The organism is Streptomyces sp. NPDC004658 (assembly GCF_040609555.1).
Taxonomy (GTDB): Bacteria; Actinomycetota; Actinomycetes; order Streptomycetales; family Streptomycetaceae; genus Streptomyces.
In genome coordinates, this window is sequence record NZ_JBEXKG010000027.1 from 51,010 (window position 1) to 69,673 (window position 18,664).

At 72.8% G+C, this 18,664-nt stretch carries 11 protein-coding genes; 6 read left to right on the forward strand and 5 right to left on the reverse strand.

Going from position 1 to position 18,664, the window contains the following annotated elements; translation table 11 throughout:
• Nucleotides 1-32 precede the first annotated feature (32 nt).
• A complete protein-coding gene (locus ABZV94_RS12925) occupies nucleotides 33-524 on the reverse strand; it encodes a MarR family transcriptional regulator (RefSeq protein WP_356340232.1) in 492 nt (163 codons plus the stop codon).
• 241 nt (nucleotides 525-765) lie between these two features.
• Between ABZV94_RS12925 and ABZV94_RS12930 the strand changes: the two genes are divergently transcribed.
• Nucleotides 766-1,626: a lysozyme gene (locus tag ABZV94_RS12930; protein ID WP_356340234.1), complete on the forward strand. Its 861-nt coding sequence runs from the start codon at nucleotides 766-768 to the stop codon at nucleotides 1,624-1,626.
• Between the two features lie 165 nt (nucleotides 1,627-1,791).
• A complete protein-coding gene (locus ABZV94_RS12935) occupies nucleotides 1,792-4,173 on the forward strand; it encodes a SpoIIE family protein phosphatase (RefSeq protein ID WP_356340236.1) in 2,382 nt (793 codons plus the stop codon).
• Between the two features lie 101 nt (nucleotides 4,174-4,274).
• Here the strand turns inward: ABZV94_RS12935 and lon are convergent, their stop codons facing one another.
• Both lon and ABZV94_RS12945 read right to left on the reverse strand, forming a co-directional pair.
• Nucleotides 4,275-6,695 (reverse strand): endopeptidase La, encoded by a 2,421-nt coding sequence (gene lon / locus ABZV94_RS12940; protein WP_356340237.1) that lies wholly within the window; start codon nucleotides 6,693-6,695, stop codon nucleotides 4,275-4,277.
• Between the two features lie 172 nt (nucleotides 6,696-6,867).
• Nucleotides 6,868-7,671, reverse strand: coding sequence for a rhomboid-like protein (locus ABZV94_RS12945; RefSeq protein ID WP_356340238.1), 804 nt, complete (start codon nucleotides 7,669-7,671; stop codon nucleotides 6,868-6,870).
• Nucleotides 7,672-7,865: 194 nt separating this feature from the next.
• On the opposite strand from ABZV94_RS12945, the gene ABZV94_RS12950 reads away from it, so the two are divergent.
• The 4 genes from ABZV94_RS12950 (at nucleotide 7,866) to ABZV94_RS12965 (ending at nucleotide 14,637) form a co-directional block, all read left to right on the forward strand.
• A complete protein-coding gene (locus tag ABZV94_RS12950; protein WP_356340239.1) occupies nucleotides 7,866-8,543 on the forward strand; it encodes a spermidine synthase in 678 nt (225 codons plus the stop codon).
• A 112-nt stretch (nucleotides 8,544-8,655) separates the two neighbouring features.
• A complete protein-coding gene (locus tag ABZV94_RS12955) occupies nucleotides 8,656-9,396 on the forward strand; it encodes a response regulator transcription factor (protein WP_014674952.1) in 741 nt (246 codons plus the stop codon).
• Complete coding sequence (locus ABZV94_RS12960; protein WP_356340240.1) at nucleotides 9,393-10,517, forward strand: ATP-binding protein; 1,125 nt, start codon at nucleotides 9,393-9,395, stop codon at nucleotides 10,515-10,517. Before ABZV94_RS12955 ends, ABZV94_RS12960 begins: the two co-directional genes overlap by 4 nt.
• 301 nt (nucleotides 10,518-10,818) lie before the next feature.
• Nucleotides 10,819-14,637 carry a multifunctional oxoglutarate decarboxylase/oxoglutarate dehydrogenase thiamine pyrophosphate-binding subunit/dihydrolipoyllysine-residue succinyltransferase subunit gene (locus ABZV94_RS12965; RefSeq protein ID WP_356340241.1) on the forward strand — a complete coding sequence of 1,273 codons (3,819 nt, stop codon included), beginning with the start codon at nucleotides 10,819-10,821 and terminating at the stop codon, nucleotides 14,635-14,637.
• Between the two features lie 61 nt (nucleotides 14,638-14,698).
• Here ABZV94_RS12965 and fxsT read toward each other — a convergent pair whose 3' ends face one another.
• Nucleotides 14,699-17,701 carry an FxSxx-COOH system tetratricopeptide repeat protein gene (gene fxsT, locus ABZV94_RS12970; protein ID WP_356340242.1) on the reverse strand — a complete coding sequence of 1,001 codons (3,003 nt, stop codon included), beginning with the start codon at nucleotides 17,699-17,701 and terminating at the stop codon, nucleotides 14,699-14,701.
• Nucleotides 17,702-17,784: 83 nt separating this feature from the next.
• On the reverse strand, nucleotides 17,785-18,664 hold an 880-nt coding region (locus tag ABZV94_RS12975), incomplete at its 5' end, for an HEXXH motif-containing putative peptide modification protein (protein WP_356340243.1).

An 18,664-nucleotide genomic window follows, 5' to 3' on the forward strand; every position in this document is an offset into this window, starting at 1 on the left:
GCGTTCTGCCGGGACGCGCCGCCGGTGCGGCGTCATTTCGCCATGACGCCGTTCAGCTCGTGCAGCAGCCGGGCCAGTTCGGCGACCTCGCGGCGGTCCCAGTGGGCGAGCTGGCGGACGTAGCGCGCGCGGCGGGCCTCGCGGACCGTGCCGACGCGGCGGCGGCCCTCGTCGGTGAGGGTGACGAGCCAGGCACGGCCGTCGGCGGGGTCGGGCTCACGGGCGATCAGGCCCAGGTTCTCCAGGGCCCGCAGCTGGCGGGACATGGTGGCCTTGCCCACGCCGATGTAGCCGGCGAGTTCCGTGGCCCGCTGGCCGCCCAGTTCGTCCAGCCGGATGAGCAGGCCGTACGCGGAGGACTCCAGGTCGGGGTGGACCTCCCGGGCCATCTCGCCCTGGTTGGCGCGGGCACGCCGGAGCAGCACGGTCAACTCCCGCTCCAGCGCCAGGAATTCCTGGTCTGCACCACTGGGCGTCGTCTCGTCGGCGGCGCCGTGCGCGCCGCCGCTTCCGTCCTCGTGCACGTCAGCACCCCTGCTCGGTTTCGCGGTCCTGAAAGTTTCTGTCAAAAATCGTCATTGCCGCAGCTCTGTCAGTATTTCGCAGGCGTAGACCAACGGCGTCGTCCGGACCCTCTTCCCACGCCGTCATCTACGTGCGTAGCTTCCTTACCACGTCAGTTATGGCATGCCCACGCCAGTGGGCCGACGGTCGGTGTCGCAATCCCCCAGGTCACTCCCCCACTTGACTCCCCGGAGGCACGCCATGCCCGTGCTCAGACCCGGCTCCACCCGCTCCGTCCGCTCCCCCCGCTCCCCCCTGTCGTTGCGCCCGCGCCCCCTCGCCGTCCTGCTCACGGCCCTGCTCGCGGCGCTCTCCCTCACGCTTCCGCTCACCTCCGCCCAGGCCGCGAGCACGCCCAGCCGCGGCTCCGCCCACATGGGCATGGGCGTCCTCGCCCACGACGGCCAGGACGGGACGCCCAGCACCGGTGACGTCACGCAGACCGAGGGCGTCGACGTCTCCGGCTACCAGGGCAACGTCGCCTGGTCGACCCTGTGGAACAGCGGGGTCCGCTGGGCCTACACGAAGGCGACGGAAGGCACGTACTACACGAACCCGTACTTCGCCCAGCAGTACAACGGCTCCTACGACGTCGGCATGATCCGGGGCTCGTACCACTTCGCCACCCCGGACACCACGAGCGGCGCCACCCAGGCCAACTACTTCGTCGACCACGGCGGCGGCTGGTCCCGGGACGGCAAGACGCTGCCCGGCGCCCTCGACATCGAGTGGAACCCGTACGGCGCCGCCTGCTACGGCAAGACCGCCAGCCAGATGGTCAGCTGGATCGCCGACTTCATCAACACCTACAAGGCGCGCACCAGCCGCTACCCGGTGATCTACACCGCCACCAGCTGGTGGACCCAGTGCACCGGCAACTACGGCGGCTTCGCCGTGAACAACCCGCTGTGGATCGCCCGCTACGCCTCCGACCCGGGGACGCTGCCGGCCGGGTGGTCGTACTACACGATGTGGCAGTACACCTCCTCCGGACCGACGGTCGGCGACCACGACAAGTTCAACGGCGCCCTGGACCGGGTGCAGGCCCTGGCCCTCGGCTGACGGCCCGCCGCCGGCACCCGGCGGCCCCGCTCACGGCCTCCCGCGCCGCGTGGCCCCTGCCGGACGGCAGGGGCCACCGTGCGCTCCGCGTTGCGTTGGTGCTCCGCCCCGCCCGGGATCATGCTGGTCAGGAGAGCCTGCCGAGCAAGGGCGAGATGAGCGGCGATGGAGCGACAGTCGACGTACACGGCCACGGCCACCATCGATGAGCAGGGCATCCTCACCGGCTGGAGCGAGGGCGCGCGGCGGCTGCTCGGCTACGACTCCCCGGCGGTGGTCGGCCGGCCCGCCACCGCGCTGCTCGCCGCCGACGGCGCGGCGGTCCGGCGGGCACTGGCCGGCCGGACCCGCTGGAACGGCACCGTCCCGCTGCGCCACCAGAACGGCACGCGCCTCGAACTGGGCGTCCTCGCCCACCGCCGGACCTCGCCCACCGGCGCCACCGACTGGCTCGTGGTGAGCGCGGTGACGGCCCGGACGCAGCCGCCGCGCGGCGAGCCGCTGGAGGAGTGGACGTTCCTCCAGTCCCCCTTTCCGCTGGCCATCTTCGACGCGGACCTGCGCCTGGTGCGCGCCAACCGCCGGATGGAACACGCCCTCGCCCTGCCCGAGGCGGCGATGCGCGGGCTGCGCCTCACCCACATCGTGCCGGGGGCCGCGAGCGAGGAGGCCGACCGGTCGATGCGGCGGGCGCTGGAGTGCGGCCGGCCGCAGGAGGCGCCCGGCCGGCTCGGTCCGGACCTCGGCCGGGCCGTCGTCCTCACCCCGCTGAAGGACGCCGACGGCCGGGTACGGGCCGTGTGCCTGTCCGCGCCGGAGCAGGCCCAGGAGCCCGGCAGGCGCCCCTCGGGTGAGGCGGGCGCGCCCGCCGGCACGGGGGCGGACCAGGCCCGCGCCGCCCAGGAACTCGGCGAGGTCACGGTCCCCCGGCTGGCCGACCTCATGGCGGTGGACCTGCTGGACTCCCCGTGGACCACCGCCGAGGCCGCCGGCCGGCCGCCGGAGCAGGTGGTCCTGCGCCGCGCCGCCCTGCGCGCGGTCCCGGACGGCGGCGGACCCGGCCGCGGCAGCGACGCCGGCAGCGCCGGCGCGGGTGCCGGTGTCGGCGAGGCGGTCGTCTGCCCGGCGGACTCGCCGCCCGCCCGGTGTCTGACGGCGGCCCGCCCGCTGCTGTACGACATGGCGGACCCGGCCGTGGCCGAGTGGGCGGCGCTGGACCCGGGCGCCTCCTGGCTGCGCGCGTCCGGGACGCGCTGCCTGCTGGCGGTGCCGCTGCTCGCCCGGGGCAGCACGCTCGGCGTGGCCCTGTTCGGCCGGCACGGGCGGCGGGGGCCCTTCGGGCCGGAGGACCTGCGGCTCGCCGAGGAGTTCACCACCAAGGCGGCCGCCGGCATCGAGCAGACCCGCGGCTGGTCCCGGGCCCGCACCACCACCGTGGCGCTGCAACGCAGCCTGCTCCCGCACTCCGTCCCCGACCAGGCGGCCCTGGAGATCGCCACCCGCTATCTGCCGGCCGCGTCCCGGGCCGGCGTGGGCGGCGACTGGTTCGACGTGATCCCGCTGTCCGGGGCCCGGGTGGCGCTCGTCGTGGGCGACGTGGTGGGCCACGGCATCCGGGCGTCCGCCACCATGGGCCGGCTGCGCACGGCGGTGCGCACCCTGGCCGACGTCGACCTGCCCGCCGACGAGCTGCTCACCCACCTGGACGACCTGGTGCTGCGGCTGGCCGCCGACGAGAGCAGCGCGGACCCGGACACCGAGACCGCAGGCGGCATCGGCACCACCTGTCTGTACGCCGTCTACGACCCGGTGTCGCGCCGCTGCTGCGTGGCCCGCGCCGGGCATCCGCCGCCCGCCGTGGTGACCCCGGACGGCATGGTCCGCTTCCTCGACGTGCCCGCCGGGCCACCGCTCGGCCTGGGCGGGCTGCCCTTCGAGGCGATGGAGACGGAGCTGCCCGAGGGCAGCCTGCTCGCGCTCTACACCGACGGGCTGCTGGAGGCCCGCGACCACGACATCGACGAGGCGCTGGACAGGATGTTCATCGCGCTCGGCCACCCCGCGACATCGCTGGAGTCGGTGTGCGACCGGGTCCTCGCCGACCTGCTCAGCCACCGCCCCGACGACGACATCGCCCTGCTGGTGGCCCGCACCCGGGCCCTGCACGAGGACCGCGTCGCCTCCTGGGAGCTGTCCGACGAACCCACCGTCGTCTCCCTGGCCCGCCGGTACGCCACCGACCAGCTGTCCGCGTGGGGCCTGGACGAGGCCGCGTTCACCACCGAACTGATGGTCAGCGAGCTGGTCACCAACGCCATCCGCTACGGCCGCCCGCCCATCCGGCTCCGGCTCATCCACCAGGGCAGGACCCTGATCAGCGAGGTCTACGACGCCAGCGGCACCACCCCGCACATGCGCCGGGCCCGGATCTTCGACGAGGGCGGCCGGGGCCTGCTGCTGGTCGCCCAGCTCGCCGAGCGCTGGGGCACCCGGCACGACCGGATCGGCAAGACGGTGTGGGCGGAGCAGTCGCTGACCGCGCTCTGACACCCGTTGGTGAGCGGGGGCCCGGAAAGCCGTACGGGGGCATGGCGAAGGCCCGGGTCTCCCTCACGGAACCCGGGCCTTCCCTCATCCGGCAGCGTCCGTCACGCCGCTGCCGGAACCTCCGGCGCCGCGTCGCTCGTGGCGGGCGCGAGCGCCAGTTCCAGGACCTGCCGGACGTCGGTCACGGTGTGGACGTCGAGCTTGTCCAGCACCTCGGCCGGGACGTCGTCCAGGTCCGGCTCGTTGCGCTTGGGGATGATGACGGTGGTCACCCCGGCGCGCTGGGCGGCGAGCAGCTTCTGCTTCACGCCGCCGATGGGCAGCACCCGGCCGGTCAGCGAGACCTCGCCGGTCATGGCGACGTCCGTGCGGACCAGGCGGCCGGAGAGCAGCGAGGCGAGGGCCGTCGTCATCGTGATGCCCGCGCTCGGGCCGTCCTTCGGCACCGCGCCCGCCGGGAAGTGGATGTGCACACCCCGGTCCTTCAGGTCGGCCACCGGCAGCTCCAGCTCGGCGCCGTGGCTGCGCAGGAAGCTCAGCGCGATCTGCGCCGACTCCTTCATCACGTCGCCCAGCTGGCCGGTCAGGGTCAGCCCGGCGCCGCCCGTCTCCGGGTCGGCCAGGGACGCCTCCACGAAGAGCACGTCGCCGCCGGCGCCGGTGACCGCGAGGCCGGTCGCCACACCGGGGACGGCCGTACGGCGCTCGGCCGGGTCCTGGGCGGACTCGGGCACGTGGTGCGGCCGGCCGATCAGCCCGCGCAGATCGCCGTCGGTGACGGTGAACGGCAGCTCGCGCTCGCCCAGTTCGTGCTGGGCGGCGATCTTCCGCAGCAGCCGAGCGATGGACCGCTCCAGGGTCCGCACGCCCGCCTCGCGCGTGTACTCGCCGGCGAGCTTGCGCAGCGCGCTCTCGTCCAGCGTGACCTCGTCCTTGTCCAGGCCGGCCCGCTCCAGCTGGCGCGGGAGCAGGTGGTCGCGTGCGATGACGACCTTCTCGTCCTCGGTGTAGCCGTCCAGGCGGACGATCTCCATGCGGTCGGCGAGCGCCTCCGGGATGGCCTCCAGGACGTTGGCGGTGGCGAGGAAGACCACGTCGGACAGGTCCAGCTCGACCTCCAGGTAGTGGTCCCGGAAGGTGTGGTTCTGCGCGGGGTCGAGCACTTCGAGGAGGGCGGCGGCCGGGTCGCCCCGGAAGTCGGAGCCCACCTTGTCGATCTCGTCCAGCAGGACCACCGGGTTCATGGACCCGGCCTCCTTGATGGCGCGCACGATCCGGCCGGGCAGCGCGCCGACGTACGTACGGCGGTGGCCGCGGATCTCGGCCTCGTCGCGGACGCCGCCGAGGGCGACGCGGACGAACTTGCGGCCCATGGCGTGCGCCACGGATTCGCCCAGCGAGGTCTTGCCGACGCCGGGCGGGCCGACGAGCGCGAGCACGGCACCGCCGCGCCGCCCGCCGATGACGCCCAGGCCCCGTTCGCCGCGCCGCTTGCGCACGGCGAGGTACTCGGTGATGCGTTCCTTCACGTCGTCCAGGCCCGCGTGCTCGGCGTCGAGCACGGCCTTCGCGCCCTGGATGTCGTACGCATCTTCGGTCCGCTCGTTCCACGGCATCTCCAGGACCGTGTCCAGCCAGGTGCGGATCCAGGAGCCCTCGGGCGACTGGTCGGAGGCGCGCTCCAGCTTGTCGACCTCCTTGAGGGCGGCCTCGCGGACCTTCTCCGGCAGGTCGGCGGCCTCGACGCGGGCGCGGTAGTCGTCGGACTCCTCGCCCTCCTTCTCGCCGTTGAGCTCGCGCAGCTCCTTGCGGACGGCCTCCAGCTGACGGCGCAGCAGGAACTCGCGCTGCTGCTTGTCTACGCCCTCCTGGACGTCCTTGGCGATGGTCTCGGCGACGTCCTGCTCCGCGAGGTGGTCGCGCAGCTGCTGGGTGGCGAGCTTGAGCCGGGCCACCGGGTCGGCGGTCTCCAGCAGCTCGACCTTCTGTTCGGTCGTCAGGAACGGCGAGTAGCCGGAGTTGTCGGCCAGCGCGGACACGTCGTCGATGGCCTGGACGCGGTCCACGACCTGCCAGGCGCCGCGCTTCTTCAGCCAGGTGGTGGCGAGCGCCTTGTACTCCTTGACCAGTTCGGCGACCTGGCCCGGCAGCGGCTCGGGAACGGTCTCCTCGACGCGGGCGCCCTCGACCCAGAGCGCGGCGCCCGGGCCGGTGGTGCCGGCGCCGATGCGGACGCGGCTGCGCCCGCGGATCAGGGCCCCCGGGTCACCGTCGGCGAGCCTGCCGACCTGTTCCACCGTGCCGAGGACGCCGGTCTTGGCGTACGTGCCGTCGATGCGCGGCACCAGCAGCACCTTGGGCTTTCCGGGTTCGGAGCGGGCGGCGGCCTGGGCGGCCTCCACCGCGGCCCGCACCTCGGCGTCGCTCAGGTCCAGCGGGACCACCATGCCGGGCAGCACGACCTCGTCGTCGAGCGGCAGCACGGGCAGGTTCAGCGTGAACGCCGGTGACTCAGCAGCCATGATCTCCCCTTCGGCAGTCAACTTGAGCTATGCCGACTCAATGTTCTGCGGGGGTCCATTGTTCCCGGCGTGGTGTTCGCTCTGAGCGATCACCCGCGCGCAGGGGGATGAGCTGCGAAAACGCGCGCGGGTACGGGTGGGTTGGGGTGGTGCGCGCCGTCCCCCGCGCCCCTCAGGCCGGCCCGCCCCAGCGTCGGACGAGGGGCCAGGCCGCCACACCGATCGTCAGGGCGATGACGTGACCCCAGTCCGTCAGCGGGTCCGCGTACGCCAGCAGGTCGCTCAGCAGCCCGCCGGCCGCCAGGGCGAGCAACGGCCAGCGCAGCCAGGGGCGCAGGAGGCCCGTCAGGGCGCCGGTGCTCGTGGCCACACCGAAGCTGATGCCGTAGTCGAGGCGGTGCAGCGAGGTGTCGGGCAGGTGGCCCAGCAGGACGGCGAGGCCCACCGGGACCTCGGTGGCGAGGGTGGCCAGGACATGGCCGGCCAGGAAGACGCAGGCGGCCCGCGCCCCGCCTGTCCGCCGCTCCAGCGCGGTGAGCACCAGCACGAACGCGACCGTGTAGGGCGAGAGGATCCCGCCCGCGATCCACAGCGCGCTCGCCAGCAGCACGAGCACGGGCGTGCGCACCAGGTGGGCCACGTCGGTGCTGGAGTCCTGGTGGAGCGTGTGCACCAGGCCGGGGTCGGCGTGGGCCGCGATCAGGGAGGTGACGGCCAGGACGACGGCGTAGGCGAAGGTGAACGGGGTGCCGGCCGGGGTCGGCAGCAGATGCCAGGGGCGGGGCAGGGACCGGTGCGGTGGTGCGCCGGGGTGCGCGGCGGGGGCCGCCTCCGGGGTGGCGGCACGCTGGCGGGGCATGCCGTCCAGCAGGCCCGCCAGGCCCGGGGCCGGGACGGCGGCCGTGCCGTCCGGGAGGGGCGCGCCCGGCGCGGGCGGGTACGCGTCCGGCAGGGGGCCCGTCGTGCTCCGTTCCACGGTGCGGCGCTCCTTCCGTCGCGCCCCACCCTTCGCGTTCGGCGTGCGGCTGTCTATGACCGACGCCACCCGGGGGCGGATTCACGGCAACCTCTCACCCGCCGGCCGCGTCGGGACCCGGCGCGGACCACCCGTCCGTGGGCGTCATGCGCAATTCCCGTGAACGCCGTGCTCCGTTCGAGCAGGATGGGGTCATGACTGCCGTGTACGACACTCCCGTGGTCCTGGACCGACGCGACGGCCCGTACGGCGAGGTGGTGCTGCGCAGACACGGTGTACTGCTGCAGATCATCGCCAACGGCTGCTTCCTGATGGACACCTCCGACGGCCGCTCGGAGCGCCTGCTGGTCGACGCGGCGCTCGCCGCGCTGGACGGCCGGCCCGCGCCGCGGGTGCTGATCGGCGGGCTCGGCGTGGGGTTCTCGCTCGCACACGCGGCCGCCGACCCGCGGTGGGGGCGGATCACCGTGGTGGAGCGGGAGCCCGCCGTCATCGACTGGCACCGGGACGGGCCGCTGGCGGAGCTGTCCGCCGCCGCGCTGGCCGATCCGCGCACCGCGATCGTGGAAGCGGATCTCGTCCGGTACGTCAATGAGACATCGGACACGTTCGACGCGCTGTGCCTCGACATCGACAACGGGCCCGGATGGACCGTCACCGAGGACAACGACAGCCTGTACTCACCGGCCGGACTCGCCGCCTGCGCACGGGTGTTGAGGCCTGGCGGGGTGCTCGCGGTGTGGTCGGCCGAGCCCTCTCCGGAATTTGAAGGAAGCTTGCGGAATGCCGGGTTCCAGCAGGTGCGTACCGAAGAGGTGCCGGTTGCCCGGGGCGTTCCGGACGCCGTCCACCTCGCCGTCCGACCTGGATAGCGACAGCGCGGTCGGTCACCGTAATGTGCTGCCCTGACGCCGATCATTCAAGCGTCAAACGCAGACATGGGATCACCCCACTGATTCCGGAAAGCAACAACAGGGGCGGGCGATGGAGCAGACACACACCTCCCAGAGCGGCGCGGCGACGACCACCCCGGGCGCACAGCGCCGGGTGCTGGTCGTCGAGGACGACCCCACGATCGTCGACGCCATCGCGGCCCGGCTCCGCGCCGAGGGATTTCTCGTGCAAACGGCGGCCGACGGTCCGGCCGCGGTCGACACGGCCGAGGCCTGGCAGCCCGACCTGCTGATCCTCGACATCATGCTGCCGGGCTTCGACGGACTCGAGGTGTGCCGGCGGGTGCAGGCACAGCGGCCGGTGCCGGTGCTGATGCTCACCGCGCGGGACGACGAGACGGACATGCTGGTCGGGCTCGGCGTCGGCGCCGACGACTACATGACCAAGCCGTTCTCGATGCGGGAGCTGGCCGCACGCGTGCACGTGCTGCTGCGCCGGGTGGAGCGGGCCGCGCTGGCCGCCACCACCCCGCGCTCCGGCATCCTGCGGCTCGGCGAGCTGGAGATCGACCACGCCCAGCGCCGGGTGCGGGTGAAGTCCGAGGACGTCCACCTGACGCCCACCGAGTTCGACCTGCTGGTGTGCCTGGCGAACACCCCGCGCGCGGTGCTCTCCCGGGAACAGCTGCTGGCCGAGGTGTGGGACTGGGCGGACGCCTCCGGCACCCGCACGGTCGACAGCCACATCAAGGCGCTGCGGCGGAAGATCGGCGCCGAGCGGATCCGCACGGTGCACGGTGTGGGCTACGCGCTGGAGACGCCGACCCCATGAACGGCGGCGGGCGCCAGACCGCACGGAGGAGCCCCGGGAGCCTCGGCGAGGACCCCTGGGGCGGTGTGCGCCCGTTCTCGATCAAGACCAAGCTGGGTGCGCTGGTCGTCATCTCGGTGCTGATCACCACGGGCCTGTCGATCGTGGCGGTGCACACCAAGACCGAGCTGCGCTTCATCACGGTCTTCTCCATGATCGCCACCCTGCTCATCACCCAGTTCGTGGCGCACTCGCTCACCATGCCGCTGGACGAGATGAACGCGGTGGCCCGCTCCATCTCCGAGGGCGACTACACCCGCCGGGTGCGCGAGGGCCGCCGGGACGAGCTCGGCGACCTGGCCCGGACGATCAACGTCATGGCCGACGAGCTGGAGGCGCAGGACAACCAGCGCAAGGAGCTCGTCGCGAACGTCTCGCACGAGCTGCGCACCCCGATCGCCGGGCTGCGCGCGGTGCTGGAGAACATCGTCGACGGGGTCACCGAGGCCGACCCGGAGACGATGCGGACGGCCCTGAAGCAGACCGAGCGGCTCGGCCGCCTGGTGGAGACCCTGCTGGACCTGTCCCGGCTCGACAACGGAGTCGTCCCGCTGAAGCTGCGCCGGTTCGAGGTGTGGCCGTACCTGTCCGGCGTGCTGAAGGAGGCCAACATGGTCGCCTCCGCGCGCGCGGGCATGGCCACCGGCTCCGGCAGCCACACCCGCACGGACGTCCATCTGCACCTCGACGTCTCCCCTCCGGAGCTGACCGCGCACGCGGATCCCGAGCGCATCCACCAGGTCGTCGCCAACCTGATCGACAACGCGGTCAAGCACAGCCCGCCGCACGGCCGGGTGACCGTACGGGCGCGGCGCGGGCCGCAGCCGGAGTCGCTGGAGCTGGAGGTCCTGGACGAGGGCCCCGGCATCCCCCGGTCGGAGTGGCACCGGGTGTTCGAGCGGTTCAACCGCGGCGCGGTGACCCGGCCGCACGGTCCCGGAAGCGACGGCGGTACGGGGCTGGGCCTGGCGATCGCCCGGTGGGCGGTGGATCTGCACGGCGGCCGGATCGGTGTGGCCGAATCCGAGCGGGGCTGCCGGATCATCGTCACTCTCCCGGGCCTGACTTCCGTCCCAAGTTGACGTAAAGTCCGAGCGGAACCACAAGATCCACCTCGGGTCGCCGCCGGTTCGCGCGGCCGGACCCGTGTGATCAGGGCAGGCCCGCGCCACCCGTCGAACGAAGACGCGCAGGGCCCGCGCCCGCACACCCTCTCCGCTGCGGAACCACGCTTGTTTCCCGCCATTTCAAGCCCTGAAACAAGATTCTTGGTGTGACTTACGCGACGATGACCTTGCCCGACCTGACCTTCCCGGCCAGGGAGGCGTAGCCTTTATTCCCGCTGTCCATCACCTTGTGAAGCGGAAGAGGGCGGTTGCCGCCGTGTCGCCACAGTCCCCCAGTAACTCGAGCATCTCCACCGACGACCAAGCCGGGAAGAACCCCGCTGCCGCGTTCGGTCCGAACGAGTGGCTCGTCGACGAGATCTATCAGCAGTACCTCCAGGACCCGAATTCGGTAGACCGCGCCTGGTGGGACTTCTTCGCCGATTACAAGCCGGGTGCTCCTGCCACCCCGGCTCCGGCGGGTACTGCGGCCACGGGGGCCGCAGAGACCCCCACCACGGCCCCGCAGGCCCGCGCCGCGGCCCCGGCCCCCCAGGCCGCCGCCCCGGCCGCCCCCGCGGCTCAGAAGCCCGCCCCGGCCCCCGCCCAGGCCCCGGCTCCGGCCCCGGCCCCCGCGGCGAAGGCCCCCGCCCCGGCCAAGCCGGCGCAGCCCGCACAGGCGCCCGCTCAGCCCAAGGCGAAGGCCGCCCCGGCCGCCGAGGCCCCGGAGGGCCCCGAGCTGATCACGCTGCGCGGCCCCGCCGCCGCCGTGGCGAAGAACATGGACGCCTCGCTGGAGATGCCGACCGCCACCTCGGTCCGCGCCGTCCCGGTGAAGCTGCTGTTCGACAACCGGATCGTCATCAACAACCACCTCAAGCGCGCCCGCGGCGGGAAGATCTCCTTCACGCACATCATCGGGTACGCGATGGTGCAGGCCATCAAGGCCATGCCGTCGATGAACTGGTCGTACGGCGTCAAGGACGGCAAGCCGACCCTGATCAAGCCGCCGCACGTCAACCTCGGCCTGGCCATCGACCTGGTCAAGCCGAACGGCGACCGCCAGCTCGTCGTGGCCGCCATCAAGAAGGCCGAGACGCTGAACTTCTTCGAGTTCTGGCAGGCCTACGAGGACATCGTCCGCCGCGCCCGTGACGGCAAGCTGACGATGGACGACTTCACCGGCGTCACGGTCTCCCTGACCAACCCCGGCGGCCTCGGCACCGTCCACTCCGTGCCGCGCCTCATGCCCGGACAGTCCGTGATCATGGGCGTCGGCTCCATGGACTACCCGGCGGAGTTCCAGGGCACCAGCCAGGACACCCTGAACAAGCTCGGCGTCTCCAAGGTCATGACGCTCACGTCGACCTACGACCACCGGGTCATCCAGGGCGCCGCCTCCGGCGAGTTCCTCCGCCAGGTCGCCAACCTGCTGCTCGGCGAGAACGGCTTCTACGACGACATCTTCGAGGCGCTGCGCATCCCCTACGAGCCGGTCCGCTGGCTCAAGGACATCGACGCGTCCCACGACGACGACGTCACCAAGGCCGCCCGCGTCTTCGAGCTGATCCACTCCTACCGGGTCCGCGGCCACGTCATGGCCGACACCGACCCGCTGGAGTACAAGCAGCGCAAGCACCCCGACCTGGACATCGTCGAGCACGGCCTCACCCTGTGGGACCTGGAGCGCGAGTTCGCCGTCGGCGGCTTCGCCGGCAAGTCGATGATGAAGCTGCGCGACATCCTCGGCGTGCTGCGCGACTCGTACTGCCGCACCACGGGCATCGAGTTCATGCACATCCAGGACCCCAAGCAGCGCAAGTGGATCCAGGACCGCGTGGAGCGCCCGCACTCCAAGATGGAGCGCGAGGAGCAGCTGCGCATCCTGCGCCGGCTGAACGCGGCGGAGGCCTTCGAGACCTTCCTGCAGACCAAGTACGTCGGCCAGAAGCGCTTCTCGCTGGAGGGCGGCGAGTCCGTCATCCCGCTGCTCGACGCGGTGATCGACTCCGCGGCCGAGTCCCGCCTGGACGAGGTCGTCATCGGCATGGCCCACCGCGGCCGCCTCAACGTCCTCGCCAACATCGTCGGCAAGTCGTACGCGCAGATCTTCCGCGAGTTCGAGGGCAACCTCGACCCGAAGTCGATGCACGGCTCCGGCGACGTGAAGTACCACCTGGGCGCCGAGGGCACCTTCACCGGCCTGGACGGCGAGCAGATCAAGGTCTCGCTGGTCGCCAACCCCTCCCACCTGGAGGCGGTCGACCCGGTCCTGGAGGGCGTCGCCCGCGCCAAGCAGGACATCATCAACAAGGGCGGCACGGACTTCACCGTCCTGCCGGTGGCGATCCACGGCGACGCGGCCTTCGCGGGCCAGGGCGTGGTGGCCGAGACCCTGAACATGTCGCAGCTGCGCGGCTACCGCACCGGCGGCACGGTCCACATCGTCATCAACAACCAGGTCGGCTTCACGGCCGCGCCCGAGTCCTCGCGTTCGTCGATGTACGCGACGGACGTGGCGCGCATGATCGAGGCCCCGATCTTCCACGTCAACGGCGACGACCCCGAGGCCGTCGTCCGCGTGGCGCGGCTCGCCTTCGAGTTCCGCCAGGCGTTCAACAAGGACGTGGTCATCGACCTCATCTGCTACCGCCGCCGCGGTCACAACGAGTCGGACAACCCGGCCTTCACCCAGCCGCTGATGTACGACCTGATCGACAAGAAGCGCTCGGTGCGCAAGCTCTACACCGAGTCCCTGATCGGTCGCGGCGACATCACCCTGGAGGAGGCCGAGCAGGCGCTCCAGGACTACCAGGGCCAGCTGGAGAAGGTCTTCACCGAGGTCCGCGAGGCCACCTCCCAGCCGGCCGCCGGGGACGTCCAGGCGCCCCAGGACGGCTTCCCGGTCGCGGTCCCGACCGCGGTGTCCTCCGAGGTCGTCAAGCGGATCGCCGAGTCCCAGGTCAACATCCCCGACCACATCACCGTCCACCCGCGCCTCCAGCCGCAGCTGCAGCGCCGGGCGGCGATGGTCGAGGACGGCACGATCGACTGGGGCATGGGCGAGACCCTGGCCATCGGCTCCCTGCTGCTGGAGGGCACCCCGGTCCGCCTCGCGGGCCAGGACTCCCAGCGTGGCACGTTCGGCCAGCGCCACGCGGTGCTGATCGACCGGGAGACCGGCGAGGAGTACACCCCGCTGCAGTACCTCTCCGAGGACCAGGCGCGGCTGACCGTCTACAACTCGCTGCTCTCCGAGTACGCGGCGATGGGCTTCGAGTACGGCTACTCGCTGGCCCGCCCCGAGTCGCTCGTGATGTGGGAGGCGCAGTTCGGTGACTTCACCAACGGCGCGCAGACGGTCGTCGACGAGTTCATCTCCTCGGCCGAGCAGAAGTGGGGCCAGACCTCCGGCGTCGTCCTGCTGCTGCCGCACGGCTACGAGGGCCAGGGCCCGGACCACTCGTCCGCCCGCCCGGAGCGGTTCCTCCAGCTCTGCGCGCAGAACAACATGACGGTCGCGATGCCGACCCTGCCGTCGAACTACTTCCACCTCCTGCGGTGGCAGGTGCACAACCCGCACCACAAGCCGCTGGTCGTCTTCACCCCGAAGTCGATGCTGCGCCTGAAGGCCGCGGCCTCGAAGGCGGAGGAGTTCACCACGGGCGAGTTCCGTCCGGTCATCGGCGACAGCACGGTCGACCCGGCCGCGGTGCGCAAGGTCGTCTTCTGCGCCGGCAAGGTCTACTACGACCTGGAGGCCGAGCGGCAGAAGCGGGGCGTCACCGACACCGCGATCATCCGCATCGAGCGGCTGTACCCGCTGCCGGGTGAGGAGCTCCAGGCGGAGGTCAACAAGTACCCGAACGCCGAGAAGTACCTGTGGGCGCAGGAGGAGCCGGCGAACCAGGGTGCGTGGCCGTTCATCGCGCTCAACCTGATCGACCACCTGGACCTGGCGGTCGGCGCGGACGTCCCGCACGGCGAGCGCCTGCGGCGCATCTCGCGTCCGCACTCCTCGTCCCCCGCGGTCGGCTCCGCGAAGCGGCACCAGGCGGAGCAGGAGCAGCTGGTGCGTGAGGTGTTCGAGGCGTAAGCCTCTCGGAAGGGCCCGGCGCCGAGTTCTGCTCGGCACCGGGCCCTTTCGCCTGTCCGCTTCAGCCCAGGTACGCCTCGAAGTCCCAGTACGGGCGGACCCGTTGGCGGGCCGAGAGCGTGTGGGGGTGCTGGGCGCCCAGGGTGCGGGTGAGGGACAGGAGCGCGTCGTCCTCCAGCTTTCCCGCCTCCTCCTGTTCGTGCGCCGCCCGCAGATCCGCGGCGAGGGCCACTTGGCAGGACAGGGTGAGCGGGTGCTCGTGGCCCAGGGTGTGCCGGGACCGGCGCAGGGTGTCGCGGCTCAGTTCCACCGCGTCCTCGATGCGGCCGTTGAAGTTGCGCGCGCCGGCCGCGTTGAGGGCGCAGCCGAGGACCCAGGGGTGGTCCGGGCCGAGCGTGGCGCCGAGGCCGGCGAGGGCGGACTCGAACATGGACAGGGCCTCGCCCCGCTCGCCGGCCGCCTGCATCACCAGCCCGGTGTTGGACAGCATGCCGGTGGCCACCGGATGCGCGGGGCCGAGCAGCGACCGGTAGCCGGCCTCCGCCTCGTCGATGAGGTCGCGGGCCTGGCTCAGATCGCCGTGCTCCCGCAGGAAGTTGCCGTAGTTGGTGAGGAACGCCAGCGTGCGGTAGTGCCCGCGGCCGTGCAGCTGGATCAGCTGGTCCAGCAGGCTGGCCATCCCGGGGCCGACGTCCGGCGCCTGCCCGCCCTCCCGGCGCCGGCACATGGCCAGCTGGGAACGGGCTTCCAGGGTCTGCGGGTGCTGCGGGCCGAGCACCTGCACATGGAGCCGTACGACGGGTTCCTGGCGGGCCAGCGCCTCGCGGTAGCGGCCGAGCAGGCGGAGGCTGTGGGTGACCGCGTTGCCCGAGTGCAGGGTGTTGATGTGCCGGGCGCGCAGCACGCTCTCGCGCCGGGCCAGGGTCTCCAGGTCGAGGTCGAGCGCCTCGGCGTACCGGCCCAGCATGCGCAGGGTGACGCCGAGGTTGTGCCGGGCGACCAGGGTGGGCGGCTCGTCCGGGCCGAGGAGGCGTTCGTTGCCCTCCAGGACCTCGCGCTGGAGGTCGTACGCGTCCTGGTAGCGGCCCAGGGAGCGCAGGCCGGAGGCGATGGCGCTCTTGCTGACCAGCTCGCCGATCTCGTTGCGCCGGGGCGCGGCCTGGAGCTGTTTCAGCACGCCCCGGTGCAGCTCGTACAGCTCGCGGAACCGGCCGCTGTTGCGGAGCATGTTGCCCTCCTGGGTGGCCAGGTCGAGCATCGGCTGGTCGATCGGGTCCATGAACCGCGACCAGCGCTCGCGCACCTGCTGCGCCAGTTCCAGGCCGCCGCTGTACTCACCGCTGCGGGTGCAGTACCGCAGGCAGTTCAGGACCAGCTCCTGCACGCGCGGCTGCCGGCTCTCCAGGGCGCCGGAGGGTTCCAGGTGGGGCAGCAGCTCGGCGTAGCGCGGCCAGTTGCGGCTGTCGGCGGGGTTGCCCGGGTCGGCCTCGGCGAGCAGGGTGCGCACCGCGCGCCGGTGCAGTTCGTGGCCGCCGTCGCCGGTCAGCTTGGAGACGATGTCGTGGACGAGCCGGTGCATGTGCACCGACTCCTGGTGCGGACCCATCTCGGCGGCCAGCGGGCCACGGGTCTCGCGGGTGAGCACGGAGTAGTTGACGAGGGTGTCCAGGGCCCGGGTCCAGGCGGGCAGGTCGGTGGACATCCAGCGCAGTTCCTCGGGCAGCTCGGCGCGCGGGTAGGCGCGGATGAGGCCGAGCGGGATGCGTCCGGGGGCGAAGGAGGTGCACAGGCCGAGCACCTCGATGGCCTGCGGCTGGGAGCGGCGCAGCCGGTTGAGCAGTATGGCCCAGGAGGTGAGCGAGGACTGCGGGAAGCCCTCCCCGGTGACGGGCTCGTCGACGGTGGACAGCCGCCGTTCGCGCACCATCCGCAGGTACTCGGCGGCCTCCATGCCGGACTCGCCGAGCCAGGACGCGGCCTGCACCAGCGGCAGCGGCACGTCCCCGAACTCGGCGGCCACCTCGTCGGCCTCGCAGGCGGTGATGTGCGGGGCGCGGCGCATCAGGTAGGCGGTGGACTCCGGGCGCAGGAACGCGGGGATCTCCAGCACGTCGGTGTGCTCGCTCCAGCCCCGGTTGCGGGAGGTGATGAGCACGTGGCCGGTGCCCTGCGGGAGCAGCGAGGTCACGCCCTCGATGTCGTCCCAGCCGTCGAAGACCAGCAGCCAGTTCGCGTACGGCTCCCCGCGCCTGAGCGCGTTGCGGACCGCGCGGATGCGTTCGCCGGGCTCGCTGCCGATGCGCAGGCCGAGTTCGACGGCGAGTTCGCCGAGGCGGTCGCGCTGGATGGTGCGGTCGTCGCTGTTGACCCACCACACCAGGTCGTAGTCGGTGCTGAAGCGGTGCGCGTACTCGGCGGCCAGCTGGGTCTTGCCGATGCCGGACATGCCGACGAGGGTGCAGGCGGCGGCGCCGCGCTCGGCGTCGGCGAGCCGCTGGTGGAGTTCGCCCAGCAGGTCGTCGCGGCCGGTGAAGCGCGGGTTGCGGCGCGGCACCTCGCCCCAGATCTCGCAGCGCTCGTCCGGGTAGCGGATCCGGCCGGCGAGCGTGCGGGGGCGGGCGAGCGGTTCCAGGCCCAGGCGGCGCAGCAGGCGGTCCTCGGCGGCCTCCTCGCTGAGCGCCCACAGGCTGGCCGGTTCCAGGACGGCGGTGGCGGGCAGCAGCGGCCGGTTGGTGAGGTTGACGGCCGCGAACCGGTCGGCGTGGGCGGCGACGAAGCCGCGCAGCGCGTCGTTCCACTCGCCCGGCGGGCGGGGGCCCAGTTCGAAGAACCAGTCGTTGAGGACCAGCAGCACCTTTCCGCTGGCCAGCAGCAGGTCGCCGAGCGAGTCCTCCAGGGCGACCTCGCGCGGCGGGTCCCAGCGCTGGAGGGTGGCCCGGTGCCCGTGCCGCTCCAGGCACTGCGCGATCCACGCCGCCCACGAGCGGTAGTACCCCGGGAAGACCACGAGCACGTGTTCGGGTGCCGCCGCACCGTTCGCGCCCGGCCGCCGCTGTTCCGCCATCGCCGCTCCCTGCTTCCACCGCGGCCGCCGGTCTCCTGGGCAGCCGCACGCATAACGTAACGCAAGAGGTCGTGGACAGAGCGTCAGCCCGGCGCGCGGGCGCTCCCCGCGAGGCGCGCGTGGTGGCTGCCCATGTGCCGGACGAACTCCCTTCCCCAGGGGGTCAGTTCATCGGACTCGGCCAGCACGGACAAGGCCTCGGCGACCTGCTCCCGGCACGCCTCGAACCGCTCGGCGGCGCGCCGCCGCCACAGCCGGGCGGGTCCGGTGCGGGCCCGCCACCACAGGTCCAGCAGCGCCAGGTGCGCGTACGCGCCCTGGAGCACGCCCGGCACCGGGCGCGGGTCCCGCCGCCAGCCCACCCGGTGCAGGCTGCCGCCGGGCCGCCACAGCGGGACCAGTTCGTCCAGGACGGCCAGCTTGGTGTGGTGCGTCTCGTGCACCAGCAGTTCGGCCAGCTCCCGCCGGTCGGCCGGCAGCTGGGCCAGGACGGCGCCGGGCGCGGTCCGCACGGTGGCACTCAGCGGCGGTCCGCCGCCCGGCGACGGCGCCAGCGGGACGACGGCACGCACCAGCGCCAGGGTCTCGGCGGCCCGCGCGGGGTGCGTCACGGCCAGCAGGGCGTGCGCGTCGCGCCAGCGGGCGGCCCACGCGACCGGGTCGGAGTACGGCCGCTCGGCCGCGGGCAGTGCCGCCGGCCCTATGCCGCCCGGGGGCACCCGGTGGGGGTCGAGGTCGTCGAGTACGGCGGTGCCGCCGGGCAGGGTGTGCAGCGCCGACCAGGCCGGGGTGCCGTCGGCGGTCCACCGGGTGCCGGCTCCGGCCGGGGCGGCCCCGGGCAGCAGCAGGGTCCGGCCCGCGCCGTCGGTGACGCGGAGGGCTCCGGACCGGCCGCTGAGCCGGGCCCGGCCCCCGGCGCAGCGCAGCAGCCCGATGCCGGGCAGCGGCAGGATGCCGGCGGGC